Annotated in this window: 27 protein-coding genes; 11 read left to right on the forward strand and 16 right to left on the reverse strand. The window is 71.7% G+C overall.

The window, feature by feature from the left end; genetic code table 11:
• Nucleotides 1-5: 5 nt before the first annotated feature.
• The gene (locus AB0J97_RS13315; protein ID WP_364087890.1) at nt 6-545 is read left to right on the forward strand and encodes an AAA family ATPase; all 540 of its coding nucleotides are present in this window, start codon (nt 6-8) and stop codon (nt 543-545) included.
• Between the two features lie 181 nt (nt 546-726).
• Entirely contained in the window at nt 727-1,305 is a 579-nt protein-coding gene (locus AB0J97_RS13320; RefSeq protein ID WP_364087892.1) for a dihydrofolate reductase family protein, read from the forward strand.
• On the opposite strand, the gene AB0J97_RS13325 is transcribed toward AB0J97_RS13320, so the two are convergent.
• The 4 genes from AB0J97_RS13325 to AB0J97_RS13340 all read right to left on the reverse strand — a co-directional run bounded on the left by AB0J97_RS13325 (nt 1,287) and on the right by AB0J97_RS13340 (nt 6,379).
• Nucleotides 1,287-1,997: a helix-turn-helix domain-containing protein gene (locus tag AB0J97_RS13325; protein WP_364087894.1), complete on the reverse strand. Its 711-nt coding sequence runs from the start codon at nt 1,995-1,997 to the stop codon at nt 1,287-1,289. The genes AB0J97_RS13320 and AB0J97_RS13325 overlap by 19 nt on opposite strands.
• 80 nt (nt 1,998-2,077) lie before the next feature.
• Nucleotides 2,078-3,298, reverse strand: coding sequence for a hypothetical protein (locus tag AB0J97_RS13330; protein WP_364087896.1), 1,221 nt, complete (start codon nt 3,296-3,298; stop codon nt 2,078-2,080).
• Nucleotides 3,299-3,908: 610 nt separating this feature from the next.
• Nucleotides 3,909-5,699: an ATP-binding protein gene (locus AB0J97_RS13335; RefSeq protein ID WP_364087898.1), complete on the reverse strand. Its 1,791-nt coding sequence runs from the start codon at nt 5,697-5,699 to the stop codon at nt 3,909-3,911.
• Nucleotides 5,696-6,379 (reverse strand): response regulator transcription factor, encoded by a 684-nt coding sequence (locus AB0J97_RS13340; protein ID WP_364087900.1) that lies wholly within the window; start codon nt 6,377-6,379, stop codon nt 5,696-5,698. The genes AB0J97_RS13335 and AB0J97_RS13340 overlap by 4 nt, the downstream gene beginning before the upstream one ends.
• Before the next feature lie 90 nt (nt 6,380-6,469).
• On the opposite strand from AB0J97_RS13340, the gene AB0J97_RS13345 reads away from it, so the two are divergent.
• Complete coding sequence (locus AB0J97_RS13345; protein WP_364087903.1) at nt 6,470-7,231, forward strand: L,D-transpeptidase; 762 nt, start codon at nt 6,470-6,472, stop codon at nt 7,229-7,231.
• A gap of 29 nt (nt 7,232-7,260) precedes the next feature.
• Nucleotides 7,261-7,488 carry a hypothetical protein gene (locus AB0J97_RS13350; protein WP_364087906.1) on the forward strand — a complete coding sequence of 76 codons (228 nt, stop codon included), beginning with the start codon at nt 7,261-7,263 and terminating at the stop codon, nt 7,486-7,488.
• On the opposite strand, the gene AB0J97_RS13355 is transcribed toward AB0J97_RS13350, so the two are convergent.
• The 3 genes from AB0J97_RS13355 to AB0J97_RS13365 all read right to left on the reverse strand — a co-directional run bounded on the left by AB0J97_RS13355 (nt 7,489) and on the right by AB0J97_RS13365 (nt 10,176).
• Nucleotides 7,489-7,719, reverse strand: a complete 231-nt coding sequence (locus AB0J97_RS13355) for a hypothetical protein (RefSeq protein WP_364087908.1) — start codon at nt 7,717-7,719, stop codon at nt 7,489-7,491.
• A gap of 4 nt (nt 7,720-7,723) precedes the next feature.
• On the reverse strand, nt 7,724-8,935 hold the full coding sequence (locus AB0J97_RS13360; protein ID WP_364087911.1) for a hypothetical protein: 1,212 nt from the start codon (nt 8,933-8,935) through the stop codon (nt 7,724-7,726).
• A 143-nt stretch (nt 8,936-9,078) separates the two neighbouring features.
• A complete protein-coding gene (locus AB0J97_RS13365) occupies nt 9,079-10,176 on the reverse strand; it encodes a ThiF family adenylyltransferase (RefSeq protein WP_364087915.1) in 1,098 nt (365 codons plus the stop codon).
• A 305-nt stretch (nt 10,177-10,481) separates the two neighbouring features.
• Between AB0J97_RS13365 and AB0J97_RS13370 the strand changes: the two genes are divergently transcribed.
• On the forward strand, nt 10,482-11,495 hold the full coding sequence (locus AB0J97_RS13370; RefSeq protein WP_364087918.1) for a helix-turn-helix domain-containing protein: 1,014 nt from the start codon (nt 10,482-10,484) through the stop codon (nt 11,493-11,495).
• Between the two features lie 69 nt (nt 11,496-11,564).
• The gene (locus tag AB0J97_RS13375; RefSeq protein ID WP_364087921.1) at nt 11,565-12,128 is read left to right on the forward strand and encodes an AAA family ATPase; all 564 of its coding nucleotides are present in this window, start codon (nt 11,565-11,567) and stop codon (nt 12,126-12,128) included.
• 643 nt (nt 12,129-12,771) lie between these two features.
• Here AB0J97_RS13375 and AB0J97_RS13380 read toward each other — a convergent pair.
• Both AB0J97_RS13380 and AB0J97_RS13385 read right to left on the reverse strand, forming a co-directional pair.
• Nucleotides 12,772-13,362, reverse strand: a complete 591-nt coding sequence (locus tag AB0J97_RS13380) for a GNAT family N-acetyltransferase (protein ID WP_364087924.1) — start codon at nt 13,360-13,362, stop codon at nt 12,772-12,774.
• Nucleotides 13,359-13,535, reverse strand: a complete 177-nt coding sequence (locus AB0J97_RS13385; RefSeq protein ID WP_364087928.1) for a hypothetical protein — start codon at nt 13,533-13,535, stop codon at nt 13,359-13,361. Before AB0J97_RS13385 ends, AB0J97_RS13380 begins: the two co-directional genes overlap by 4 nt.
• A 59-nt stretch (nt 13,536-13,594) precedes the next feature.
• On the opposite strand from AB0J97_RS13385, the gene AB0J97_RS13390 reads away from it, so the two are divergent.
• Nucleotides 13,595-13,987 carry an HTH domain-containing protein gene (locus tag AB0J97_RS13390; protein WP_364087930.1) on the forward strand — a complete coding sequence of 131 codons (393 nt, stop codon included), beginning with the start codon at nt 13,595-13,597 and terminating at the stop codon, nt 13,985-13,987.
• A 323-nt stretch (nt 13,988-14,310) separates the two neighbouring features.
• On the opposite strand, the gene AB0J97_RS13395 is transcribed toward AB0J97_RS13390, so the two are convergent.
• The 4 genes from AB0J97_RS13395 to AB0J97_RS13410 are packed head-to-tail and all read right to left on the reverse strand — an operon-like array spanning nt 14,311 to nt 17,118.
• Nucleotides 14,311-15,498, reverse strand: coding sequence for an FAD-dependent oxidoreductase (locus AB0J97_RS13395; protein WP_364087932.1), 1,188 nt, complete (start codon nt 15,496-15,498; stop codon nt 14,311-14,313).
• Nucleotides 15,495-15,692 carry a ferredoxin gene (locus tag AB0J97_RS13400; protein ID WP_364087934.1) on the reverse strand — a complete coding sequence of 66 codons (198 nt, stop codon included), beginning with the start codon at nt 15,690-15,692 and terminating at the stop codon, nt 15,495-15,497. The genes AB0J97_RS13395 and AB0J97_RS13400 overlap by 4 nt, the downstream gene beginning before the upstream one ends.
• Before the next feature lie 21 nt (nt 15,693-15,713).
• Entirely contained in the window at nt 15,714-16,928 is a 1,215-nt protein-coding gene (locus AB0J97_RS13405; protein ID WP_364087936.1) for a cytochrome P450, read from the reverse strand.
• Entirely contained in the window at nt 16,921-17,118 is a 198-nt protein-coding gene (locus AB0J97_RS13410; RefSeq protein ID WP_364087938.1) for a hypothetical protein, read from the reverse strand. Before AB0J97_RS13410 ends, AB0J97_RS13405 begins: the two co-directional genes overlap by 8 nt.
• Nucleotides 17,119-17,283: 165 nt before the next feature.
• Between AB0J97_RS13410 and AB0J97_RS13415 the strand changes: the two genes are divergently transcribed.
• From AB0J97_RS13415 to AB0J97_RS13430, 4 genes are all read left to right on the forward strand, one after another.
• Nucleotides 17,284-17,478, forward strand: a complete 195-nt coding sequence (locus AB0J97_RS13415) for a hypothetical protein (RefSeq protein WP_364087940.1) — start codon at nt 17,284-17,286, stop codon at nt 17,476-17,478.
• A gap of 84 nt (nt 17,479-17,562) precedes the next feature.
• Nucleotides 17,563-18,453 (forward strand): ABC transporter ATP-binding protein, encoded by an 891-nt coding sequence (locus AB0J97_RS13420; RefSeq protein ID WP_364087942.1) that lies wholly within the window; start codon nt 17,563-17,565, stop codon nt 18,451-18,453.
• The gene (locus tag AB0J97_RS13425; RefSeq protein WP_364087944.1) at nt 18,453-19,175 is read left to right on the forward strand and encodes an ABC transporter permease; all 723 of its coding nucleotides are present in this window, start codon (nt 18,453-18,455) and stop codon (nt 19,173-19,175) included. The genes AB0J97_RS13420 and AB0J97_RS13425 overlap by 1 nt, the downstream gene beginning before the upstream one ends.
• Entirely contained in the window at nt 19,172-20,335 is a 1,164-nt protein-coding gene (locus tag AB0J97_RS13430) for a sensor histidine kinase (RefSeq protein ID WP_364087946.1), read from the forward strand. The genes AB0J97_RS13425 and AB0J97_RS13430 overlap by 4 nt, the downstream gene beginning before the upstream one ends.
• Before the next feature lie 56 nt (nt 20,336-20,391).
• Here the strand turns inward: AB0J97_RS13430 and AB0J97_RS13435 are convergent, their stop codons facing one another.
• Genes AB0J97_RS13435 through AB0J97_RS13445 form a run of 3 tightly spaced genes read right to left on the reverse strand, consistent with a single transcriptional unit; the run spans nt 20,392 to nt 23,236 of the window.
• Nucleotides 20,392-21,507 carry a DUF418 domain-containing protein gene (locus AB0J97_RS13435; RefSeq protein WP_364087948.1) on the reverse strand — a complete coding sequence of 372 codons (1,116 nt, stop codon included), beginning with the start codon at nt 21,505-21,507 and terminating at the stop codon, nt 20,392-20,394.
• A gap of 5 nt (nt 21,508-21,512) precedes the next feature.
• Nucleotides 21,513-22,346 (reverse strand): ABC transporter permease, encoded by an 834-nt coding sequence (locus AB0J97_RS13440; RefSeq protein ID WP_364087950.1) that lies wholly within the window; start codon nt 22,344-22,346, stop codon nt 21,513-21,515.
• Entirely contained in the window at nt 22,343-23,236 is an 894-nt protein-coding gene (locus tag AB0J97_RS13445) for an ABC transporter ATP-binding protein (RefSeq protein ID WP_357696745.1), read from the reverse strand. The genes AB0J97_RS13440 and AB0J97_RS13445 overlap by 4 nt, the downstream gene beginning before the upstream one ends.
• Nucleotides 23,237-23,306: the final 70 nt, after the last annotated feature.

Genomic DNA, 23,306 nt, shown 5'->3' on the forward strand with positions numbered 1-23,306 from the left:
GGACCGTGCACATCGGCTCACCGGACACGGTCCTGATCGTCATCCGGGGCAACTCCGGATCCGGCAAGTCCACCGTGGCCCGCACCGTGCGGGAGACGTACGCCCAACGCGGCATGGCCCTCATCGGCCAGGACGTCGTACGCCGGGAGATCCTCCGCGAACGCGACAAGCCGGACGGCGTGAACATCGGGCTGCTCGACGTCATGTGCCGCCACGCCCTGAACGCCGGCTACCACGTCATCCTGGAAGGCATCCTCGCCCGGAGCCGCTACGGAGAGATGCTGCAGGCGCTGTTCCACGACCATCGAGGCACGAGCCACGGCTACTACCTGGACGTCTCCTTGGAGGAGACGCTCCACAGGCACCAGACGCGGCCTCAGCGCACCCAGTTCTGCTCCGACGACATGCGGCAGTGGTACCTCGAACGGGACGTCCTGCCCGGCACCGCAGAGACGATCATCGGCGAGAGCAGCACACTGGCCCAGACCGTCGGACTGATTCTCCAGAGCGCGGGTCTCGTGACAGGCGAAGCGACACGCCCGTGAGCAGCCGGGCGGGCGACGGCGGGCCCGCACCGAAGGGATGGCGTCGTTTTCGTCCAAGACGGTCGCGATGACCGGTTCGTAGTATGGGCGCAGGCGTTCCGCCACCGCGTCGGCCTGACGCTGCGGCCCGCTTGACGATCCATCTGGCGACCTCGTCGCCGGACCATGAGGAGAACAGCACATGCGTGATCTGATCTATACCGGATTCATGTCGCTTGACGGCGTTGTGGACTCCCCGGGCGGCGGGCCGGGCGAGGGGCACCGCAGCGGCGGCTGGGTGGCCAAGGACATCGAGTTCCTGCCCGAGGCCTTCTCGCTGAAGGGCGAGGAGCTGGAGGACACGACGGCGCTGATGTTCGGCCGCCGGAGCTACGAGGCGTTCGCGCCGATCTGGCGCGACTCGGAGGACCACGCCGCCTACAAGGACCTGCCCAAGTACGTGGTCTCGACCACGCTGTCCGACGACGACCTCGTCGAGGGGTGGGGGCCGACGACGATCCTGCGCTCGGCCGACGACGTCGTCGAGCTCAAGAAGAGCGAAGGTGGCGCGATCTTCATCCATGGCAGCGCGGAACTCGCCCGGCGGCTGTCGGAGGCGGGCCTGATCGACCGGTACAACCTTCTCGTCTTCCCCGTGCTGCTCGGCGCCGGGAAGAGCCTGTTCAGCGAGGCGGACAAGGACAAGCAGGTGCTGAGCCTCCGCGCGTCCGCCGCCTACCCCAACGGCATCGTGAAACTGATCTACGACGTCGTCAGCTGACCCAGGTCCAGGGCGATGGCGCCGCCGGTGCCCTCCCGGAGTTGCCGCGCCGTACGCCCGACGTAGCGGCGCAGCGCGCGGGCCAGGTGTGGCTCGTCGAAATACCCGAGCCCCGAGACGACGTCGGCGACCGAGACGCCGGTGGCCAGGAGCACCGAGGCCTTGCGGGCCCGTTCGATCTGCCGGACGGCGCCCTGGGTCAACCCGGTCGCCGCCCGGAACCGGCGTTCGAGGGTGCGCCCCGAGACCGCTGGACGGCGGCCTCGGCGAACGTCGGTGACGAGCGGGTCACGGACCAGGGCTCCGACGCGGACCAGACGGTCGACCAGGGCCTCGGCGTCGTCGGGGGCGGGAGACTCCCAGCGGACGCCGTCCAGCACGAAGGTCCTGCGCATGGTGTCGGGGAGCTCGACGCCCCCGTCGACCAGAGTCGGCGGGGGGACGGCGCGCAGCGACGTGCCCACGGCGAACTCGATGCCGACGAAGGTCGCGCCCTCCGGCACCTGCGCGGTGCCGCTTCTGGTCTCGGGACCGGAGATGCCCGCGTACGCCCTGCCCTCGCGCTCCCAGAAGACCAGGCCCCAGCACACCGCCGCGACGGACGTCATCTCCGCGACGTGCTCGCTCGTACAGCTCCACACGGCGTCGACCCACGGTGAGTCGGACGCGCGTGTCTCAAACCGCAGTGCCACGAGAGCAGGATACGCGCGCAGCCGGCCGAGGGTCGGCCCCGGTCCGGCCGAGGTACGGGGACCATCCGGGAGGCCGTGAACTACACGGGGTCGGGACCGAGGTCGAGTGCCGGTTCGAGTCCGGGGAAGTCCCGGACGGCGGTGGCGAACTCCTGGAACAACAACCACTGGTCCTTGGTGATGATCCAGTCCTTGGTGATGCTGCCCGTGACCGTGCCCATCGCGCGGACCTGGGCGTCGCCGCCGGTCAGCTCGAAGACCGGCCCTCCGCTGTCGCCGTGTCGGGAGCTGTCGACCCGCTGCTTGGCCGAGACCAGGTTGCTGTAGCACTCCTGGTTGCCGTAGATGTCCTTGCCGCAGACCTCGCTGTACTTGTAGTCCACGGTTCGGCCGCACGAGGCTCCGGAGGTCGCGCCGGACATGCACAGCGACTGGTTCTTGTAGGTGAATCCCCAGCCGACGACCGGCTTGGTGTAGTCGTTGACACCGGGGGTGCCGTCCCACATCCTGCCGTTGCCCTTGCCCGTGCCGACGAGCCCGGTGATGCGGATGAGCAGAAGGTCGTGGGCGACGTTCTCCCGCTCGGCGACGCCGATGACCTGGCCCGTGCCGTCGGTGAACACGTCGCCGGGAGCGCCGCAGTGCCCGGCCGTCAGCAGGTAGCGGGTCGGGCCGATGTACACGGGGAAGCCGCCGGTGCAGTTGTAGCCCAGGACGGGGCTCCCGCCGCAGCCGGCGGCGCCGCCGAAGGTGTCGTTGGCGATCGCCACGCCGCCGTACCAGGGGATGTCGTCGTCACAGCGGGACGTGAGCTGCAGCGGCTCCTGCGCGACCACCTGGACCGGGACCCCGACGTCCGGCAGCGCCTGCCGGACGAGGTCCGTGTCCTTCTCCTGGACGGCCGCGGTGAGACCGCTGCCGTCGAAGGGCATCTGCACGGCGTGGACGCGGCCGCCCTTCTCGGCGCCCGAGGCGGCCCAGAGCCGGTCGGAGGCCGCACTCAGTTCGCTCTCCGAGTACGCGGCCGGGCGTACCTCCACCGGGGCGATCTTCTCGGCCCGGCGGATCGCGGCCCGGACCGGGCCGGGGACCTTGCCCTTCCACCACAGGATCACCCGGTCCTGGCCGAGTTCGATGCCCGCGTACCCGCCGCCGTCCACCACTTTCCTGATCTGGTCGGCGGATGCCGTCAAAGTGCTCTGCGGGGTGTTCCGGGTGGTCGCCGCACGGACGGGGGTGGCGGCGGAGGTCATCGCCAGAGCCGCCATGAGGATGCCCGCGATCTTCGTCCTTGACTGCACGCTGCTCGTCTCCTTCAGGGGTGCCTTCAGCAGACGAAGCTAGAAGCGCGATCTTGTGACCGGGTTGGATCGGTCTTGCGAAACCCGACAGGGTCCGATGGCGAGCCCCAAGCCCCGTCCGTGCAGGTCAAGCCCATACACGTCACGGCGGGTCCGCCTCAGCGGCGCCCTCACCGCCGCCGTAGGAGCGCCGCTGATCGATGACCTCACTGATGCTCTGATCGCCGGCGGCTTGATACACCCGGCCCTGCCCTGAGGCCTCGGCCCGCCCGGGGCGTACCTCGATCTCGCCGCCCGCGATGGCTCGCAGCGACTCCACCCGCTCGGCGTGCGGTTCGACCTCCAGCCAGCCAGCCCGCGATCCGGGTGAGCGCGTCGTCCAGGTCGCGGCGCGGCATCTGCAGCAGCGGGAAGAAGGCGCACACCGGGCCGCCCGTGCCGCAGCCGATGTTCCAGCACCCTGGCCCCGCGGCGGAGCCGGGCGATGAGGTGGTCGATGGCGGCGTGCTGTTCGGGCAGGTGACCCTAGGCGTAATCCGGGGAGCTGATCCCTCAGCCGATGCCGGCAGCCGAGCTGGAGGAGGTCGCCGATCCCGTCATCCCCGTCACCCTAGGACGGGTCCTCGCCCGGAAGGCGCAGGGTGAAGGTGGTGCGGACGCCCGGGGTGCTGGTGGCGGTGGCGGTGCCGCCGTGCGCCTCGGCCAGGTCGCGGACGATGGCGAGGCCGAGGCCGCTGCCCCCGGTGCGGCGGTTGCGGGACTTCTCCGCCCGCCAGAACCGGTCGAAGACGTGCGGAAGGTGCTCGGCGCGGATGCCGATCCCCGTGTCGGTCACCTCGATGATCACGTGGTCGCCGTCCTGGCGGGCGGTCAGCGTGATGTGCCCGCCGGCCCGCGTGTAACGCAGGGAGTTGGTGACGAGGTTGCCGACGGCCTGGCGGAGTCGTACGGGGTCGGCGGTCAGGGCGGGAGTGCCGGCGATGCCGGTGGTCAGGGTGAGCCCGGCGGCTTCGGCGCGGCCTCGGTGGGCGGTGGCCACCTGGTCGAGGAGGTCGCCGAGGTGGACGGGTTCGAGATGCAGGCGGAGCTTGCCCGCGTCGGCGAGGGCGAGGTCCTGGAGGTCGTCCACGATGTGCTGCAACAGCAGGAGCTCCTCGACCAGGGACGCGATCAGCGCGGGGTCCAGCTCGGCGACGCCGTCCTGTGCCGCCTCCAGCCAGCCTCTGAGGTTGCTCAGCGGGGTGCGCAACTCGTGGGACACGTCGCTGACCATGGCCTTGCGCTGCTCCTCCATGCGCTGGAGATGCTCGGACATCTCGTTGAACGCCGTGGCGAGCTCGCTGATCTCGCCGGTCGTCCTGACCTGGACGCGGGCGGAGCTGTCCCCGTCGCGCATCCGCCGGGCGGCGTGGGTGAGCGCGTTGACCGGGCCGACCAGGCGTCTGGCCGCCATGACGCTGACGCCGACGGTCAGCACGAGCACGAGGAGGGCGGCGCCGGCGATCGAGGGCAGCGGGATGCGCGGGCCGGTGGCCTCGGCGGGGGATCCGATGTACAGGTAGGCGGCCGGAGCGACGTAGGGATCGAGCTGTTCCTTGCGGGCGGTGACGATGCAGGAGGAGATCGACTGGCCGGGTTCGGCGGCCGACGACGCCGGCCGCCTCTCCTTGGAGATCCAGGTGAAGTCGAGGCCGACCGAGCCGCGTTCCGCGTTCTTGCCCTTCAGGCATCTGCCGACCAGGAGGTTGAGCTGCTTCAACGCGGTCTTCTCGGTGGGCGTCGGCGCGTTGAAGGTGACGGCGTCGCAGGGGGTCGTCACCGCCGGGACCGGGCTCGGCTGGCTCGGCTCCCGCGGGACACCCTCGCCGGTCGTCGTCACGGAGGGCCTGCCGGTGTGGGAGACCGTCGTCCGTACGGCCTGCCCGGTACGTCTCATGCAGACGGCGTAGGCGTCGGCGGCCTTCCCCAGCCGGGCACGGTCACGGTCGGGCAGCAGGAAGGGGCCCACCGCGCGCGGATCGATGCGGTCCTCGGCCGCCCCCGGCACCAGGGTCACGTCCACGGCCAGCGGATCGACGACGGCCGACACCCGGGCGGGCAGCGCAGTCCCGGCGGACGCCGAGTCCGCGATGAGGGCGCCCTTCTCGGTGGTCAGCGCGATGCGGCGGCTGTTGGCGGCGGCGAGGTCGCGTACGGTGGCGGCGACGCCGGACCAGTCGGGATGGCGGGAGGCGTAGCCGAGCAGGCTGTTGTTGATCTGGGCGTCGCTGGCCAGCGTCTGGCCCTGCTCGCGCTGGATCGCGCCGGAGGTGCTGTTGGCGGCCAGCCACGCCGTCGCCGTGATCGAGCAGACCGCCACGACGGCCGAGCTCGTGAGCAGCCTGACGAACAGCGACCTCATGCCTGGGTCAGCTTGTAGCCGACGCCGTACACGGTCAACAGCCGGGACGGCCGGCGCGGGTCGGGCTCGATCTTCTTGCGCAGGTTCATCACGTGCACGTCGACCGTGCGTTCGGTGATGAACCGGTCGAACCCGTGGACGCGCTCCAGCAGTTGCTTCCTGCTGAACACCCGTTCCGGCTCGGCGGCCAGCGTCTCGATGATCCGGAACTCCGCGAGCGTGCAGTCCACCGGCGTGCCCGCCACGGTGACGGTGTGCCTGACCGGGTCGACGACGAGGTCGCCCGCCCGGAACAGCCGGCCGGCCTCCGGCGACCTGCCCGTACGGCGCAGCAGCGTCCGCACGCGGGCCATCAGCTCGCGCGGGCTGTACGGCTTGGTGACGTAGTCGTCGGCGCCGAGGTCGAGCCCGAGCAGCAGGTCGTCCTCGGTGGACCTGGCCGTCAGCATCAGGATCGGCAGGTCGGACTCGCCGCGCAGCACCCGGCAGACGTCCAGCCCGTCGACCTTCGGCATCATCACGTCGAGCAGCACGAGGCCGGGGTCTCCCTGCCGGGCCTCGTCGATCGCCGAACGTCCGTCGTGCACGACGCGGACCTCGTGGCCCTCCCGCTCCAGGTAGCGCCTGAGCAGTTCGGCCTGCTTGGGGTCGTCCTCGGCGACCAGTACGTACGCGCACATGGCCCGAGGTTATGCGTACTCCGAGAGTGCATACGGGATTCGCACGACAGGCAAACAGGTTCCACACATTCTGTCGCCAGGCTGCGCCGGGTGAGAACCAACCTGCTTCGTACGGCCGCGGCGACGGCACTCGCCTTCCTGCTGGCGGGCTGCGCGGGCAGCGCCGTCAGCACGGACCATGCGGCCGGTGCAGACAGCGCCGTCAGTGCCGTCAGTGCCGTACGCCCCGGTTCGGCGAGCACCCCGGCGGGCGGCGCCAGATCGAAGATCGCGAGCGCCAAGAGGGCCCGGATCACGATTTATCGGGACAATCAGGGCGCGGTCCAGAGGACGATCACCAGTCCCAACGACTACGGCGCGACGCGCGTCTTCCTGGTGGAACGCGACGAGGGCGACTGGCTCCAGGTGCTGCTGCCGATCCGGCCGAACGGCAGCAAGGGCTGGATCAAGGCCGCCGACGTGACGCTCGCGGAGACCTCCCACCGTGTGGAGATCGATCGCGGGGCGTTCCGCTTCACGGTCTACGACGGCGACCGGGCCGTCAGGACGGGCAGGGTCGCGACCGGCGAGGCGGGGACGCCGACGCCTCCGGGCCGCTACTTCTTCACCGAGCTGGTGAAGCCCACCGGTGACGGCGGGGCCTACGGCGCCTACGCCTTCGGACTGAGCGGCTTCTCGCCGGTGCTGAAGAGCTTCGCCGGCGGCCCTGGCCAGCTGGCGATCCACGGGACGAACAGACCTTCCGCCATCGGCACGCGGGCCAGCCATGGCTGCGTCCGGGTCAGCAACGACGACATCACCTGGATGGCGAAGAACCTGGCGATCGGCACTCCGGTCGTCGTCAAGGGCTGAGGCCCTGTTCGAAGGATGAGAGGAACCCTATGAAGATCAGAAACATCCTCGTCGGCGCCTGCGCGGCGCTGGCCCTCGCGGCGGGTGTCGCCGGGTTGTCGGGGACGGCCTCGGCCGAGCCCAGGAAGCCCGCCGCGGTGCCCTCCGCCGCCCCCTCCGCGGCGCCTTCCCCGGCGCCCACCGACAGCCGGCCCAGGGTCGAGCGGACGGCGGGGCCGAGGGAGCCGGTCGCCGTCAAGCCGCGCTACACCGGCTGATCACGACACGTCGCCGCCGCGTGACGTCCCGCCTCTCCTGCCCGTCGGCCGCGTCAGCGGTCCGGCCATCGCGGGCAGGAGCAGGCCCCGGACGCCGCGGCGGCGCGTACGGGCGGCGAAGGGGACTGCGCGGCCTGCTGTCAGCGTCCGCATGGAGAGCGGCTGCCCCGGATCTCCCCGTGCGATGCGACGCAACGTGGAGTTCCCGTAGTACTGGCCGGTGGGCAGCATCCTTTCAGAGGAGCCTGCCCGACCTGCGCAGTCGGCGTTCCCTCAGTGCGAGGAGTGGGGGCAGGGCAAGCTGTGTCGCCACGTACGCCGTCACGGCGAGCGCCTCCCAGAACGCGGCCGAACCTGTCGCGCCGGCGCTCAGCCGTACCAGGCCCCACTGAGCGAGGGCGAGCAGCAGCGGCAGGGCCACGAGCACGAACATGCCTGCCATGACCACGACCCCCGCCATGTACAGCAGGGCGAACCAGCGCGCCACGTGCCGATCACGCTCGCCCGCCGAGGCCAGCTCGGCCGCCTCGGCGGGAGGCAGCCGGAAGAGCTTGGCCTTGGCGGTCAGCCACGTGACCCGGTACAGGTTGTGGCAGCGCAACGCGTTGGCCAGTACGGCGTAGCCGTCACTGCGCATGGGCACCGCGGCCCACTGCCAGACGATCCCGACGAGCCGATACAGCACCACCGCGCCGAGAAGCCCGCTCAACGTCTCAGGCAGTGTGAGCATCCCGGCCCGGTCGAGCAACCGCAGCCCCAATGCCGTCGCCACGACCACGACGTCGATGGCCATGCCCGCCAGGTAGGCCCCGTACCTGCGGCGGCGCGGCACGTTCACGATCTGGGTCAGGTCGGTCTCGAAGACGATGTAGAGGCCCCGATAGCTGACCCTGAACGTGGCGGGGACTCCGAGCGCCCTGCCCGCGACCCAGTGCCACGCCTCGTGCAGGGCGCTGAAGGCGATGTCGACCAGCAGGTAGGTGAGCATCGACAGTGCGGCGCTCGGGAGAAACCAGGCGTCCTCCCATGAAGGACGCAAGTCGGGCGCGAACGCCAAGACGGTTACGACGAAGACCGCTGCCGCCGCGTAGCACGTCCAGGCGGTCCTGCCGAAGAATCTGGCCGCCGTGTCCTGGCCGAGTCCCTCGATCCAGCCGCTGGGGGCTCGCTCCTCGGGAGGCGCGGGCGGGTCGAGCAGGCCGGCGCCGGTGAGACCGTCGAGGAAGTCGGCCCCGTCGACCTCCTCGCCCGCCACCTCGCTCGCCCGCCCCGCGGCCTCGGCGGCCGAGCCGCCCTCCTGCAGTGTGGTGACGAACACCGCGCCCGGCTCCGGCACCGCGACGAAGATTCCGAGGTCGGGACGGCCCAGGATCCAGGCGTCACCGTCGAAGGCGACGGTGAGCCGGGCGGCCCGTTCGCGCAGGTCCCGGTCGGCGATGGCGGACATCCGTCCTCCTGGAGCTCGCGGAGCGACAAGGGAGGGCGCACCCCTGCCTCGGCCGGGGTGCGCCCTCGATGGTCAGGAGTCGGGCGTGTTCAGCCCGGTCAGGCGGGTGTTCTCGATCCGCACGATCTCGATCTTCATGGTGCTCAACTCCTTCCGCAGGTCACACAGTCGGGATTGCGGGACCACTCGGCCTGACTCATGGCGCAGGCGCCGGCGAAGTCGATGGTGAGTGGCCGACCGGCGTACGCCGGTGGCTCGAAACCGGTCAGGTAGCGCAGCACCTCGAAGGCGTGGAGCGCGCCGAGCAGGCCGGCGACGGGCCCGATGCCCCTGTTGGGCTGCGGCCTGCTGTAGAACAGGCGGGCCGCGGCGATCTCGGCGCTCAGCGCGGGCTCGTCGGGATCGGCGTGGCCGTCGGGCCTGGTCGGATCGGCGGGGACGCAGGCCCTGCAGGCGCTCTCCCCTGGCGCGACCGACCAGACGATCCCCTTGGTGACCGTGATGCCGCCGCGTACGAACGGCACGCCGTGCCCCACGCAGGCCGCGTTGACCCAGAGGTCGACCTCCTTGGGCTGGTCGATCCCCGAGGCGACCACGTCGGGGCGCGTCTCGTCGAGGAGCTCGGCCAGTTGCCCGGCGCTCTCGACGCCCGTGTCGATCGCCTGGACCTTGATGGCCGGATCGAAGGCGCGCACCCACTCCGCCGCCCGCTCGACCTTCCTGGCGCCGAGGTCCTCCCAGCGGTAGAGGTACTGCCTGGCGAAGTTGCGCACGTCGACGGTGTCCCTGTCGACCAGCGTCATCCTGCCGACGCCCAGCCCGCTGAGATGCGGGATCGTGTTGGAGTTGAGTCCGCCGGTGCCGAGGACGAGCACGTGCGACTCGCGCAGCCGGCGTTGCAGGTCCTCGCGGCTGCGCGACAACGTGCCGAACGACTCGAAGAAGGCCAGGTTGCTGAAGTGGCGCTCGGCTTCGGCGGCGTCGAGGACGCCCAGGCGATCGCCGTCCTCCAGCAGTCGCTCGGCGTCGAGGGCCTCGATCGCGTCGAGCACGTCCTGGACGGGGAGCTCCAGCTCGCCGGCAAGCTGGCCGACGGTGCGCCCGCCCTCGCGCAGCAGGGCGAGGAGCTTCTCCACCTGGCCACCGGGGTCGGTCACGATCAACTGGTCACGCAGGTCGTACACGAGGCGGAGCTCCTCGCCCATCCGTTCCCAGGCGACGTTCTTGAGTCGTGGCCGCATACGTCCTCCGATGTGTGGTCCCGGCCGTGACGACCACGGCCGCTGCGTCGAACATGTGGTGGAGAACCCCGTTCGCGGTCCGACGTGGGCAGCATAGGCACGGCGGATCATGGAAGTCGTTGGCGGAGCGCGCACTGTTCCTTGGCGACGGCGGCACGGACACCGGCTCGCACCCCGGTCCGGCCGGCCGACGCGGCCTCGGGATGGCGGATGATGTGGTCGGCGGGGGCGCCGCGATCGTCGCATCGGCTGGGCTTCTCGTCACATCGAGTACGTCTCGGAAGCTCGAGATCACGGCGTGAGAGGTGAAATTGGGAATCGTCACCCTGCACAGCACGGACCTGCCGCCCGACCAGCGATTCGACTGGTGGTGCGACCTGATCAGCCACGACGTGGCGCCCATCCGGGTCACCAGCGACCATGCCGCCGACTTCCGGGCTTCGGCGGGGGCGATCGACCTGGACACCGTACAGGTGACGACCATGTCGTTCCCGGCGCTCAGCTCGGTGCGCACGCCCGCGCTGATCCGCCGCTCCGACCCCGAGAGGTACGAGCTCGCCCTGATCGTCGGGAGCACGATGTGGATCTCCCAGGGCGGCAACGACACCCGGATGGGGGCCGGCGACCTGGTGATGTGGGACACCTCCCACCCCTACGAGGGCGGTGCGTTCGACGGGCCGGGGCCGGCGCGGGCGATCATCGTGCATCTGCCCAAATCCGAGCTTCCCCTGCCGTCCAGCAAGGTCGACGCGCTCCTGGCCCACGCGGTGCCCGCGGGCGGCGGCTTCGGCGCGATCCTCGCCGGCTACCTCAGGACGCTGGTGCGCGAGGCGCAGTCCATGTCCTTACCTGACGTGAAGCGCCTCGGCGCCGCCACCCTGGACCTGGCCCTGGCCTTCCTCGCCCATCTGCTGAACGCGCAGGACCGCCTGTCGCCCGAGACCCGGCAGCTTGCCCTGATGGCGCGCATCCGGGCGTTCGTCGAGCACAACCTCGCCGACGCCGACCTGACGCCCCGCGCGATCGCCCAGCGGCACCACATCTCCGTGCGCTACCTGCAACTGCTGTTCCAGCGTCAGGGCACGACGCTGACAGCCTGGATCCGGCGCCGCCGCCTGGAGCACTGCCGTGCCGACCTGGCCGATCCGAGCCTGGCCGCGCAGCCCATCCATGTCATCGCCGCCCGCTGGGGATTCGTCCGCGCCGCCGACCTCAGCAAGTCCTTTCGCGCCAGGTACGGCCTGCCGCCCAAGGACTACCGGCACGAGGCCCTGACCCGCGCCACGTCGGCCGCGGACGACGGCCACACACGCCGATGACGCCGGGGCGTCCCGACGTCCGCCTTCCCGGCTCGGCGCCTCAACGTCCGGCCGGTTACCATCGGCTGGATGGGAGATCGTCTCAAGGGCGTTCACGCACCCCTGTACCTGCTCGCGGGGGCGCCTGGCGCGGGCAAGACGACTTTGCTGCCGCACCTCCTCCAGGCGGCGGACGGGTTGGTCGTGATGGACATGGACGAGCTGCTCGAGGACGGCGAGCTGATCGGTGTGCCCATCGCGGTACCCGAGGCGGCGCCGATCTGGCCGGCCTACGACCGGATGTGGCGACGCATCGTGACCGTGGTGCGCCGGGCCGGTCATCCCGTGCTGCTGATGTGTCCGATCCCCGACGCCGGCGAGGTGCCCGCGTTCGTGCGATGGGACGGGCCGGTCCATTGGGCTCTGCTGGACTGCCCTGATGACGAGCGGAAACGCCGGCTGCGTGAGCGTGATGCGCCGCAGGAGTGGATCGACGACGCCCTGGCGGACGCGGCGCAGGGCCGAGAGCTGGTCACGACCGTGTTCCACGCCGTCGGCGCCAACCATGCCGAGCTGACGACACAGGTGCTCGCGTGGGTTGCGTCCCGGAGCATCAGCGTGCCGACCAGCCAGAACGTTGACAGTTCACCATGAATCGGAGACCCGGTGTCTTGACCCAAAAAGATCACCATTGCGGCGCCTGATCGAGCTCGTCGGCGAGGTCGTCGGGTTGGAGAAGGTCAGGTCGCGCTTCCTGGCGGGCCCAGGGTCGAGCGTGGCGCCACCTCACCTCCCCTCTTCGCCCAGGATTCGTTCTTCCCTGCCCGCGGCTTCCGGGGCCCCTCTGGGTGCTCTGTCGCGAAGCTCACCTCGCTGCGGTCGTGAGCAAGAATCAGTGCGTCGAGGGCCAACGACATGGCGTCCTGATCATACGAAGATCGCCTCAGTCGACGATCGGAGAGTGTTTTGATCACGTGGAAGCGCGCTGCCGGTGTCGCGTGCACGACCCTGGCCCTCGCTGCCCCCGCCGTCCTGGCCTCCTCGCCGGCCGTGGCGTCCTCGTCCATGGCTGATTGGCAGATCGCGGGGTACTACCCGTCCAGCTCGGAGGGCTACAACGCGTGCCACAGGGACGGTGTGCGATGGGGACGCGGCTACAAGTGCCCATGGTTCCCGAGCAGTTGGGAGAACGGGCAGCCGCACTACGAACTGTGGATTCTCTACTGAGCACCTCGGAACAGCACGGCGAGCGCCGGGTCTGTCCGGCCCGCGGATCGGACTCTGGCGCCGCCCGGCCTCAACCGCCGAGTCGCATGACGATGCGCGGCACTCCGGCGGCCGTCGACCCGGTGTCGGCGATCTTGACGAAGCCGGCGGACTCGAACAGGGAGCGGGTACCGACGAACGCCAGCATGGTGTCGATCTTCTTGCCGTCGTTGTCGACCGGGTAGCCCTCGACGGCCGCGGCGCCGTGCTCGCGCGCGAACCGGACGGCGCCGTCGATCAGCGCCCTCGCCACCCCCCGGCCGCGATGGCCGGCACGGACTTTCAGGCACCAGATCGACCAGATCGCGAGGTCGTCGCCGATCTTGGGGATCCTGCTGTTGCGGGCGACGGAATACACCTCGGCGCGGGGCGCGACACCGGCCCAGCCGACGACCTCATCGACGTCATAGGCCAGGACACCCGGTGCGACCGGCTGTCGGCACAAGCGTCGCATGTAGCCCGGCCGCTGGTCGGGACCGAGTTCGCGGTTGACCGCGGGATCGATGCGATGGCTCAGGCACCAGCAGGCGGTCGTGCCCGGCCTTCTGGGGGCGAGCATGGTCGAGACGTCGTCGAAGCGGTCCGCCGACGCGGGCTCGATCCTGAACGCCGGAGCGCTCATCGGCCGAGAGGGGTCAGCGGGGGCACCGTGTTGATGAGGTGACAGAGGTGGCGTTCGGTGGCGCTGCCCTCATGGTGCCGGGTGACGTCGGCCCAGGCGCTGTGCGCCGTCTCGGCGAGCAGGGCGCGGGCGTATCGGTCGAGGAACTCGCGCACGACGGTGTTCTCCCTCATGGGATGTCACGTTAGCTACGAACCTGGACAAGCCTGTGTCATGGTTACGATCCTTCGACATGAAGTCGTCCGCAAAGTCCGCTGCCTCGCGCGAGAACCACCTGACGGTGCGCCGTGTCGAGCGCCAGCAACACCTCATCGAACGGCTCCACGCCGCCGCCGATCGCATCACCGTCGGCACCCTCGCCCGCGACTTCGGCGTCTCCGCACGCACCATCGCCCGTGACGTCGAGCGCCTCCGGCAGTCCGGCGTCCCCATCGACGTCACCACCGGCCGCGGCGGAGGAGTCGCCCTCGGCCGGCACGGCCGTTTCCCCGCCATCGCCTTCGACCTGCGCGAGATCGCCGCCCTGATGGCCAGCCTCACCGCGCTCGGCCCCACCGCGAGCCCGTCCGCGACGTCCGCCATGGACAAGCTCGCCACCGCGCTCACAGGTGGCAGCATGACGTGAGGCACACCGCGCCACGAGGCGCCCCATCGTTGGCCTCCCCGCGTGGCACTCCGCGAACGCGGTGCCCTGGACGCCGAAGAGGCAACCGAAATACGGCGGCGGCCGGCCGGCATCGACAAGGCCGGCCGCCGCGGCCCCTGGACCGACGATCTGCTGCGCCTCATCCACGAACTGCCCGCGACCGCCGCCGCCGAGCTCGCCCAGCGCCTCGGGCATGACACCCAGGCCCTCAAACGGGACGTCCGCAACCACGGCGCCGATCGCGTCCAAGAGGGCGAAGGCCCGTCACGGACGGGCCCGCTGATGCGCGGTCGAGCGCCGGGTCATCCGGTGGTCGCCTGCCGCCACGGGGTCCGTTCGGCGACGTGGCGGCGGAGCTCGCGTGCCTGCCGGGGCAGGTTCCAGCTCATGGCGCCGATGACGTGGCCGTCCCTGCCGTACAGGCCGGCGAACCGGCCGGTGGCGGGGTCCCCGGCGACGACCTGGAACCGGGCGTCGCCGCCGGTGACACCGTGGACCTGGATCTTCACGTCGTACTGGTCGGTCCAGAAGTAGGGCACGGGTGCGAAGGGGGCCTGCCCGCCGAGGAGCGTCCTGGCTGCGGCCGTGCCCTGCTCGGTGGCGTTCAGCCGGTGTTCGACGCGCAGGCGGCCGAAGCGGGGGTGCCGCCAGGAGGCGACGTCGCCGGCGGCGACCACGCCGGGCGCGGCCCGGCACCGGTGGTCGCACTCGACGCCGTCTTCCACGTCCAGGCCGCTGCCGGTCAGCCAGCCGGTCGCCGGGGCCGAGCCGACGGCCACGAGCACCAGGTCGGCCGGGACGTGCGCGCCGCCGTCCAGGTCGACACCGTCCACCTGGCCGTCGTGGCCGGTCAGGCCGGTGACCAGGGTGCCGGGGCGCAGGCGGACGCCGTGCCCGGCGTGCAGGCCGGCCAGCAGTCGCGCCACCCGGTCGCCGAGCCGGTCGGTCAACGGCGCGGGGAGCGGATCGACCAGGGTGACGTCCAGGCCGAGCCGCCGGGCGACGGCGGCGACCTCCGTTCCGAGGAAGCCCGCGCCGACGACGACCACCGACCGGGCGGCGAGCAGCCCCTCCCGCAGGGCGAGGGCGTCGCCGAGGGTGCGCAGCACGTGCACGCCGCCGAGTTCGTGTCCTGACGGCAGCCGGCGCGGGACGACGCCAGTGGCGATCACCAGCCCGTCGTAGGGCAGGACGCCGCCGTCGGAGAGGGCGAGTTCGCGCGCGCCGGTGTCGAGGCCGGTGGCGGCGACGCCGAGCCGCCAGTCGGCGCCCAGCGCGGCGCGGGACTCGTGGCGGCCCAGCGTCACGCGATCGGGCGTCCACCTGCCGAGCAGGATCTGCTTGGACAGCGGGGGCCGGTCGTAGGGCTCCCGCCGCTCCGCGCCGACCAGGGTCAGCGAGCCGGTGAATCCGTCGCGGCGCAGGGCCTCGGCGGCGGTCAGGCCCGCCGCCGAGGCGCCCACGACCACGATCCGGGAGGGCCGGCTCACGACCCGCTCAGCGTGATCGCGCGGGCCGGGCAGAGCCGGGCGGCCTCGCCGACGCCCTCACGCAGCCCCGGTTCCGGGCTGTCCCGCAGCAGGACGACGATGCCGTCCTCCTCGCGCTGGTCGAACACGTCGGGACAGACGAGGACACACTGCCCCGAGCCGGTGCAGGCGTCCTGATCCACGGTGACCTTCATGTGCTTGACTCCTTCGTTCGATCACCAGGTGACGGGCAGTTCGCGGACGCCGTAGAAGACGGCCTGCTGTTTGAACTCCAGCTCCTCCAGCGGCACGGCCGCCGCCAGCGTGGGGACGCGCCGGTAGAGCGTGCCGTAGACGACCTGGAGCTCCACCCGGGCCAGCGACTGCCCCAGGCACTGGTGGACGCCGTACCCGAAGGCGACGTGGTGACGGGCCTTGCGGCGGACGTCGAGGACGCCGGGGTTCGGGAAGGCCGACGGGTCCCGGTTGGCGGTGCTCTTCACGACGACGATGCCCTCGCCCGCCCGGATCACCGTGCCGCCGACCTCCAGGTCCTCGCGGGCGACGCGGCGGGCCTCGGTGTGGGTGATGGACAGATAGCGCAGCAGCTCCTCGACGGCGTCGGCCACCAGCGCCGGGTCGCCGTCACGCACCGCCGCGAGCCGGCCCGGGTGGGCCAGCAGCGCGGCCGTGCCGAGCGCGATCATGTTGGCGGTGGTGTCGTGCCCGGCCACCAGCAGGAGCTGGCCCATCGTGGAGATGTCGTTCAGGGTCATCGCCCCCGTCCTGTACTGCTCCACGGCCAGCCTGCTGAGGATGTCCTCGCCCGGCTTGTCGCTCTTGGCCTGCACCAGCGCCTCCAGGTAGGCGTTCAGCTCCTCGGCGGCGGCCAGGGCCCGCGCGGGGTCGCCCTCGTCCATGACGAGTTCGCCGGCCACGCGCTGGAAGAAGGCCCGGTCCGCATAGGGCACGCCGAGCAGTTCGCAGATCACCAGCGAAGGGACCGGCAGCGCGACCGCCTCCACCAGGTCGGCCGGGTTGGGGCCAGCGAGCAGGTCGTCGATGAGGTCGTCGACGATCCGCTGGATCCTGGGCCGCAGCGCCTCCATCTTCCTGATCGTGAAGTCGGCGGTCAGCAGGCGCCGATGGGCGGTGTGCTCGGGGGCGTCCATCTGCATCAGCGTCTTCATCCGCGCGTCGCGTGCCTTGCTCACCGCGTTGGTGTGCGGGAAGCCCGGCTGCGACACGTCGACGCTGACGCGCGGATCGGCCAGCACCGCGCGGACGTCGTCGTAGCGGGTGACCAGCCAGGGGGTGGTGCCGTCCCAGAGGCGGACGCGTGAGACGGGCGATTCCTCGCTGCGGCGGGTCAGCTCGGGCGCCGGGTCGAACGGACAGGCCGCCGCACGGGGCATCGGGAAGGTCACCGGATCCGGCAGGGCATCAGTCATGATCTCTCCTCATCTCGGTCGTGGTCCGCGCAGGGCCGATGACGGCCGCCTTCGTGAGCGGGACGGGCACGACGGCCGCCACGCTCACGGCCCCGGCGGCGGCCGTCATCGGCAACGCGTGGGCCAGGTTCGGCCCCTGAACGCCGCAGGACCCGAACGGCACCGGGTTCCCGGCCCTTCCAGCGCTCATACGTCAAGGCTGTCGTTGAACCAGCCCCGGAGACTTCCGCCGGGGAGCGCTGGAGGGCGGGCGGGAAAGCCTCAACCGCCGGTGGAACCTCGGCAGACGGTTTCGCCGCCGCCACCGCCCTCGCAGTCGCCATGGGCGTCCCAGCGGAAACCGTCTCGCGCGCCTATGGCGGGGCCGGGCGCCGGAACCGTCACCGCGCTCCACCAGTCGGCGCTCTACCTCGCCGTGTCGCTCTCGGGCGCCGCCGGGGCGCTCGGCCTCGAATGGCAGGGCCCGGCCCGCCTGCCGTGGCTGGCCGCACCGCTGGCGGCGGCCGCCGCGGCGCTCACGGCCGTCGCGACGCGCAGGCTTCCCAGGTGACCCCGGACGACTGACATCCGTCATACGGGCCCGGCTGACGTACGGCACTACCTCCGTCACCACCCCGGCGACCAGGCTGGCCGCATGGGAAACGCACTGGAGATGGAGGCCGTGAGCAAGCACTACGGCCGGATCGCCGCGCTCGGCGGCGTGGATCTGCACGTGGGTGAGGGAGAGACGGTGGCGGTGCTCGGCCCCAACGGCGCGGGCAAGAGCACGCTGCTGTCCATCGCGCTCGGGCTGCTGGCCCCCGGCACGGGCTCGGCCCGGGTGCTCGGCCGCACACCGCTGGAGGCGCTGCGCACAGGACGGGTCGGAGTGCTGCCGCAGGAGTCGGGGCTGCTGGAGGACGTGCGGGTGGCGGAGCTGGTGAGGGCGGTGGCGGGGATGTACCCGCGGGCGATGGCGCCTGAGCGGGCGATGCGGGCGGCGGGCGTCGAGGAGTTCGCCGGGCAGCGCGTCGGCCGGTTGTCGGGCGGGCAGCGGCAGCGCGTCAGGTTCGCGTTGTGCGTGGTCGGCGATCCCGAGCTGCTGGTGCTGGACGAGCCGACGGTCGGCCTGGACGTGGAGAGCCGCCGCGCCCTGTGGCAGGAGGTACGGTCCAGGACCGCCGCGGGCCGTACCGCCGTGTTCGCCACGCACTACCTGACCGAGGCCGACGACCACGCCGACCGGATCGTGCTGCTCGCGCAGGGCAAGGTCGTCGCCGACGGCCCGGTCGCCGCGGTCAAGTCGCTGGTCGGCGGCCTGGAGGTGCGCTGCTCCTTGGACGGCGCGGACCCGGCCCTGCTCGGAGCGCTGCCCGGCGTGCTGCACACCGTGATCGAGGGCCACGCCGTCACCCTGCGCACGAACGACTCCGACGCCACACTGCGGGCCCTGTTCGCCACGTACGAGCAGGTCCGCCACGTACGGGTGGAGAGCACGGACCTGGAGAGCGCGTTCCTGAGCCTGACCGGAGGAGGACGGGACTGATGGGTGCCTACGTGCGGCTGGAGCTGCGGCGCGGCTTCCGCAGTCCGGTGAACCTGGTCATGCTGACGGCGTTCCCGGTGGCGCTGTACCTGCTGTGGACCAAGGTGCTGAACCTGGCCCCGCAAGGGAGGCAGGGGGACCTCGCCGCGTACACGATGGTGTCGATGGCCACGTACGGCGCGATGGCGGGCGCGCTGTTCATCGGGAACACCATCGCGCTGGAGCGCGGCAAGGGCTGGCTGCGGCAGCTCGCGGTGACGCCGCTGCCCGCGCACGGCTACGTGACGGCCAAGCTGCTGAGCGGGGCAGCCGGGGCGCTGCCGGGCATCGTGGCCGTGCTGGCGGCCGGGGCGTTGCTGTCGGACGTGCGCCTGTCCGTCGGCACCTGGCCCGCGCTGGTGGCGCTGATCTGGGTGGGCGTGCTGCCGTTCGCGGCGCTGGGCATCGCCTTCGGGTACACGTTGCGGGGGCCGGCCGCGACCTTGGCCATGACCGCCGTCTACTTCGGGCTGTCGGTGCTGGGCGGGCTGTGGCTGCCGGTCGAGACGATGCCGGAAGGGATGCGGGTGCTGGCCGAGTACAGCCCGGCCTACCAGGCGGGGTCACTGGGGTGGCGGGCGCTGGACGGCCTGCCGCCGACCTGGTCGGGGCTGGGCGTGCTGACGGCGTGGACGCTGGGCTTCGGCGCCCTGGGGCTGTGGTGCTACCGTCGATCGTCGTGACGGTCCCTGTGAGGTCGCCGGCACGGGAGCCCGCCGTCCGGCGGGGCCGCACGCTGGCCCGTGCTACCTGCTTCGTCTGGTTGCTGCTGGTGGTCTGGCCGTTGCGGGTGTTCCTGGCCGCCGGTCCTGAGCCCGTGGCCGTGGTGGGGGCGCTGGCGCTGGTGGCCGGGTTCGCCGCCTGCTGGCTGGCGATCATGTGGCGGGTGCTGGGCGGGCGGGCACTGAGGCGGCGGCCGTGGGCGTTGGCGGGCATGACCGGGTCGGCGCTGGCACTGCTGCCGTTGTTCGGAGCGCCGTGGGCGTACACGTCGTTCGTGTTCGTGATCAGCGCGTTCGCGGCCTCGCTGGGCGATCGGGCGTTCGCGGTGGCGGCGGCCGCGACCGCCGTCGTGGAGGTGCTGGTCCTGGTGGCCGCCGAGGTGCCGTTCGGGCAGCTGTGGTGGGTGCCGCTCGTCATCGCGGTGCAGGCGGCGACCTGCTACGGCATGAAGCACATGGGGTTGCTGCTGGTCCGGCTCCAGGCGGCGTACGCCGAGGTGGAGCGGTTGGCCGTGGAGAACGAGCGGCTGCGCTTCGCCAGGGACCTGCACGACACGCTCGGCCACACGCTCACCTCGATCACCATCAGGAGCCAGCTCGCCGCCCGGCTGGCGACCACCGACGCCGCGCGGGCGGCGCGGGAGATGAGTGAGGTGGAAGGGGCCGCGCGGCAGGCGCTCGACGAGGTGCGGCTCGCCATCGCGGGCTATCGCACGCCGTCGTTGTCAGCGGAGCTGGAGACCGCCACCCGGAATCTCGAGGTGGCCGGGGTGGAGGTGCGGGTCTCGCCGGCCGACGGGCCCATCCCGGCCGCCGCCGAGGTGCTGCTGGCCTGGGCGGTACGCGAGGCCGTCACGAACGTCCTGCGCCACAGCCGGGCCCGGCGGTGCTGGATCGAGCTGGGGGTGAGTGAGACGGCGGCCAGCCTGGAGGTCCGCGACGACGGCCGCCCGACCGGCCCCATGGACGACGGGGACGCCCGCGCTCCGGGGAACGGGCTCGCCGGGCTGGCCGAGCGGGTCGGGAACGCCGGCGGCCGGCTGGAAGTGGGGACGCTGCCGGGCGGCGGCTACCGGCTCCGCGCGCGGGTTCCGCTGGAGGTGCCGAGATCCGGGTGCTGATCGACGCTCCAGGCGGGGCCGGGCGCGGCCGGCAGGTCCAAGGAACAGCTCTTGCGCTAGGCCGTTGTGTTGCGGTGACCGTAGGTCAGGCGCCGTAGGAGGACCTCCATCGGGCCTCGGTGGCCTGTGCGGTCCAGCCAGGTCGCGAGGACGATCGAGACGGCGCCGACCGCGAGGGCGGTTCCGAAGGCGGCGGCGAAGCCCAGGTCGTCGGACAGGCCCAGCGTGAACGGGTAGAACAGGGCGAGGAACACCGCTGACTGGAACAGGTAGAAGGTCAGCGAGCGCCGGCCGAGGGCGGCGAGTGCGGCGGTGAGGGGGCCGAGACGGGGGCGTGTCGCGATGAGCCCCATGAGGGCGGCCAGGCCGATGCCGCCGGCATAGCCGGTGAGGGTGTGCGCGAGGACGGCTGCCCACGGCGCGGGGGGCGTCCACACGCCGGACAGCAGCAGGGCTCCCGGGAGCCGGCCGGCGAGTGCGACGCCGAGGCAGATCACGGTGACGCGGCGCAGCAGGGGCCGGTGCCGCTCGGGGTCGTCCAGGAGGCGGCGGCGAGCCGCCCAGATGCCCAGCATCATGCCCGGCACGATGTCGATCGTGCCCAGGACCGTCTTCACCGGCCACATCTGGAGGCCGGACAGCAGATGGGAGCCGAGGTCGGCCGGCATGATCCCTGCCCCGGCGACGTCCACGGCGCCGGCCAAGGCCAGCAGGACCGGTCCGGAGGTCACGAGCACCGCCGGGAGGAGGGCCAGGGCGGCCGTCCGGCACAACACCGAGTCCCGGGCCCGTACGAGCGGGACGAGCATCAGCAACGTCAGCCCGTACACCGCGATGATGTCCAGCGGCACGAGCACTCCGTGCACGAAGCCGATGACGATCAGCCATCGGCTCCGGCGCCGCAGGAGCTTCTTGAGCGAGTCCCAGTCCCCGCCCTTCACCTGATGCCGGTACGCGAACTGGCCCAGCGCGTAGCCGAACATCACCACGAACATCGGCCGGGCCTGGTTGTGGGCGAGCAGATGATCGAGGAACGCGGCCACGCCGTCGAGCACCCCGAAGGACGTGCCCGTGACGAACACCGGCGCGTGCGCCACCGCGATCGCCAGCAACATCACGCCCCGGGCCAGGTCCGGCGCCAGGGATCGGCCGGTCACCGTCGTGACGGTCACGGCGGTCACCCGACCCGCCGCAGGGCACGCTCACGGCGTGCCGCCACCGTCGAGCCGGACTCCCCACGTGCCATCCGCCGCAGCACGATCGGCGCCACGAGCAGGCCGAGCACCGCCCAGGCGCCCAGCACTCCGGCGGTCTCCAGGTGCCGCCAGGACTCGCCGATCTCGACGGCGAGCGCCGAGTCCGGCAGCAGGGCCGAGCGCATGCCGAGTCCCATCCAGTAGACGGGGAAGATCTGGGCGAGCCACTGCAGCCACTCGGGCAGTGCGGTGATCGGGTAGAAGATGCCGGAGATGCCGATCAGGGCGAGGAACGGCAGCTGGACCAGCCCCTGGGCGCGTGCGGTGGTGAACACCGAGCCCAGGACCGCGCCGATGGGCAGGGTCGCGACCAGTCCGAGCGCCAGCACCCAGGCCAGGCCGGGCCAGGAGCCCGGGCCGATCCGCAGGCCCTCGACGAGGAGCGCGGCCGGCACGAGGAAGATCACCAGGTCGGCCAGCAGGCCGCCGGACACCGAGATCAGCTTGCCCATCAGGTAGGCGGGCATCCCGTGCGGGGTCGCCTTGGCGCGCAGCAGCGTGCCGTCCTCGCGGTCGGCGGTGAGCTGCTGGCTCATGCCGATCACGCCGGTCGCGGCGTTCATGCCGAGGATGCCGGGCAAGGCCAGGGCGCCGAGCATGAGCGTGCCGACCGGCAGGTCCCGGATGAAGAACAGCGTGCCCACCATCAGGGCGGGCCACAGGAAGTGGGAGAACAGCTCGGCGCCGTTGGTGAACGACTGCCGCAGCTCGATCAGGCCCCGGGACCAGCCCGCGCGCAGGACGGTCGCGTTCATCGGGCCTCCCTTTCGGCCTCGCGCACCAGCGCCAGGTACGTCTGCTCCAGCGAGGCCCGGTGGACCTCCAGTTCCTGGACGTCGTCGCCGTGGCGGGCGAACAGCTCGCGGGCGAACGTGGTCGAGTCGGGCGTCCTTTCGACGTACCGCCGCCCGTCGCGCGTCCAGCGCACCTCGTCCTCGCCGGCGATCCGCCGTGCCAGCTCGGCGGAGGTGCCGTCGGCGACGATCCGGCCGCCGTTCAGCACGAGGATGCGGTCGGCCAGCTTCTCGGCCTCGTCCAGGTCGTGGGTGGTGAGCAGGACGGTGGTCTCGCGGGCTTCGGCCAGGTCGCGTACGAGATCGTGGAAGTCGGACCTGGCCTGCGGGTCGAAGCCGGTGGTCGGCTCGTCGAGGAACAACATCTCAGGGCGCCCGACGAGGCCGACCGCCACGTCGAGCCTGCGCCGCTGGCCGCCCGACAGCGTCTTGAGCTTCTTGCCGGCGTGCTCGGTCAGACCGACCCTCTCGATCAGCTCGTCAGGGTCCCAGGGCCGCGGGATCCCGGGGGCGGCGTAGGGGGCGTAGTAGGCGCCGAGGTGGGCGAGGAACTCGCGTACCCGCCATTTGCCGTGGTCGCGCCAGGACTGCAGCACGATCCCGAGCCTGGCCCGCCACAGCTCGTCGCCGTGCGCGGGATCGGCGCCGAGTACCGAGACCCGGCCCTGCGACCGGGCGCGGAAACCCTCCAGGATCTCGATCGTGGTGGTCTTGCCCGCGCCGTTCGGCCCGAGCAGGGCCAGAACCTCGCCGTGGCGGGCCTGGAACGTGACGTCGTGCAGGACGTCGAGCGGGCCGTAGCGCATGCGCAGCCCGTCGACGTCGAGCACGACACCGTTGCTCTTCGTCATGAGATGACCTCTTCTCGTGATCGGATGCCCTCGTGCCGGCGAAGCCCGGCGCGAGGGCATGGCGCATCGC

Source organism: Nonomuraea sp. NPDC049607, assembly GCF_040675375.1.
Taxonomy (GTDB): Bacteria; Actinomycetota; Actinomycetes; order Streptosporangiales; family Streptosporangiaceae; genus Nonomuraea.

Bases quoted from the DNA above. Each gene is read 5' to 3' on its own strand.
- AB0J97_RS13320 (WP_364087892.1), top strand. From the start codon at position 727: ATGCGTGATCTGATCTATACCGGATTCATGTCGCTTGACGGCGTTGTG.
- AB0J97_RS13335 (WP_364087898.1), bottom strand. From the start codon at position 5,699: ATGAGGTCGCTGTTCGTCAGGCTGCTCACGAGCTCGGCCGTCGTGGCG.
- AB0J97_RS13340 (WP_364087900.1), bottom strand. From the start codon at position 6,379: ATGTGCGCGTACGTACTGGTCGCCGAGGACGACCCCAAGCAGGCCGAA.
- AB0J97_RS13350 (WP_364087906.1), top strand. From the start codon at position 7,261: ATGAAGATCAGAAACATCCTCGTCGGCGCCTGCGCGGCGCTGGCCCTC.
- AB0J97_RS13355 (WP_364087908.1), bottom strand. From the start codon at position 7,719: ATGCTGCCCACCGGCCAGTACTACGGGAACTCCACGTTGCGTCGCATC.
- AB0J97_RS13360 (WP_364087911.1), bottom strand. From the start codon at position 8,935: ATGTCCGCCATCGCCGACCGGGACCTGCGCGAACGGGCCGCCCGGCTC.
- AB0J97_RS13365 (WP_364087915.1), bottom strand. From the start codon at position 10,176: ATGCGGCCACGACTCAAGAACGTCGCCTGGGAACGGATGGGCGAGGAG.
- AB0J97_RS13375 (WP_364087921.1), top strand. From the start codon at position 11,565: ATGGGAGATCGTCTCAAGGGCGTTCACGCACCCCTGTACCTGCTCGCG.
- AB0J97_RS13380 (WP_364087924.1), bottom strand. From the start codon at position 13,362: ATGAGCGCTCCGGCGTTCAGGATCGAGCCCGCGTCGGCGGACCGCTTC.
- AB0J97_RS13385 (WP_364087928.1), bottom strand. From the start codon at position 13,535: ATGAGGGAGAACACCGTCGTGCGCGAGTTCCTCGACCGATACGCCCGC.
- AB0J97_RS13390 (WP_364087930.1), top strand. From the start codon at position 13,595: ATGAAGTCGTCCGCAAAGTCCGCTGCCTCGCGCGAGAACCACCTGACG.
- AB0J97_RS13400 (WP_364087934.1), bottom strand. From the start codon at position 15,692: ATGAAGGTCACCGTGGATCAGGACGCCTGCACCGGCTCGGGGCAGTGT.
- AB0J97_RS13405 (WP_364087936.1), bottom strand. From the start codon at position 16,928: ATGACTGATGCCCTGCCGGATCCGGTGACCTTCCCGATGCCCCGTGCG.
- AB0J97_RS13410 (WP_364087938.1), bottom strand. From the start codon at position 17,118: ATGAGCGCTGGAAGGGCCGGGAACCCGGTGCCGTTCGGGTCCTGCGGC.
- AB0J97_RS13415 (WP_364087940.1), top strand. From the start codon at position 17,284: ATGGCGGGGCCGGGCGCCGGAACCGTCACCGCGCTCCACCAGTCGGCG.
- AB0J97_RS13420 (WP_364087942.1), top strand. From the start codon at position 17,563: ATGGGAAACGCACTGGAGATGGAGGCCGTGAGCAAGCACTACGGCCGG.
- AB0J97_RS13425 (WP_364087944.1), top strand. From the start codon at position 18,453: ATGGGTGCCTACGTGCGGCTGGAGCTGCGGCGCGGCTTCCGCAGTCCG.
- AB0J97_RS13440 (WP_364087950.1), bottom strand. From the start codon at position 22,346: ATGAACGCGACCGTCCTGCGCGCGGGCTGGTCCCGGGGCCTGATCGAG.
- AB0J97_RS13445 (WP_357696745.1), bottom strand. From the start codon at position 23,236: ATGACGAAGAGCAACGGTGTCGTGCTCGACGTCGACGGGCTGCGCATG.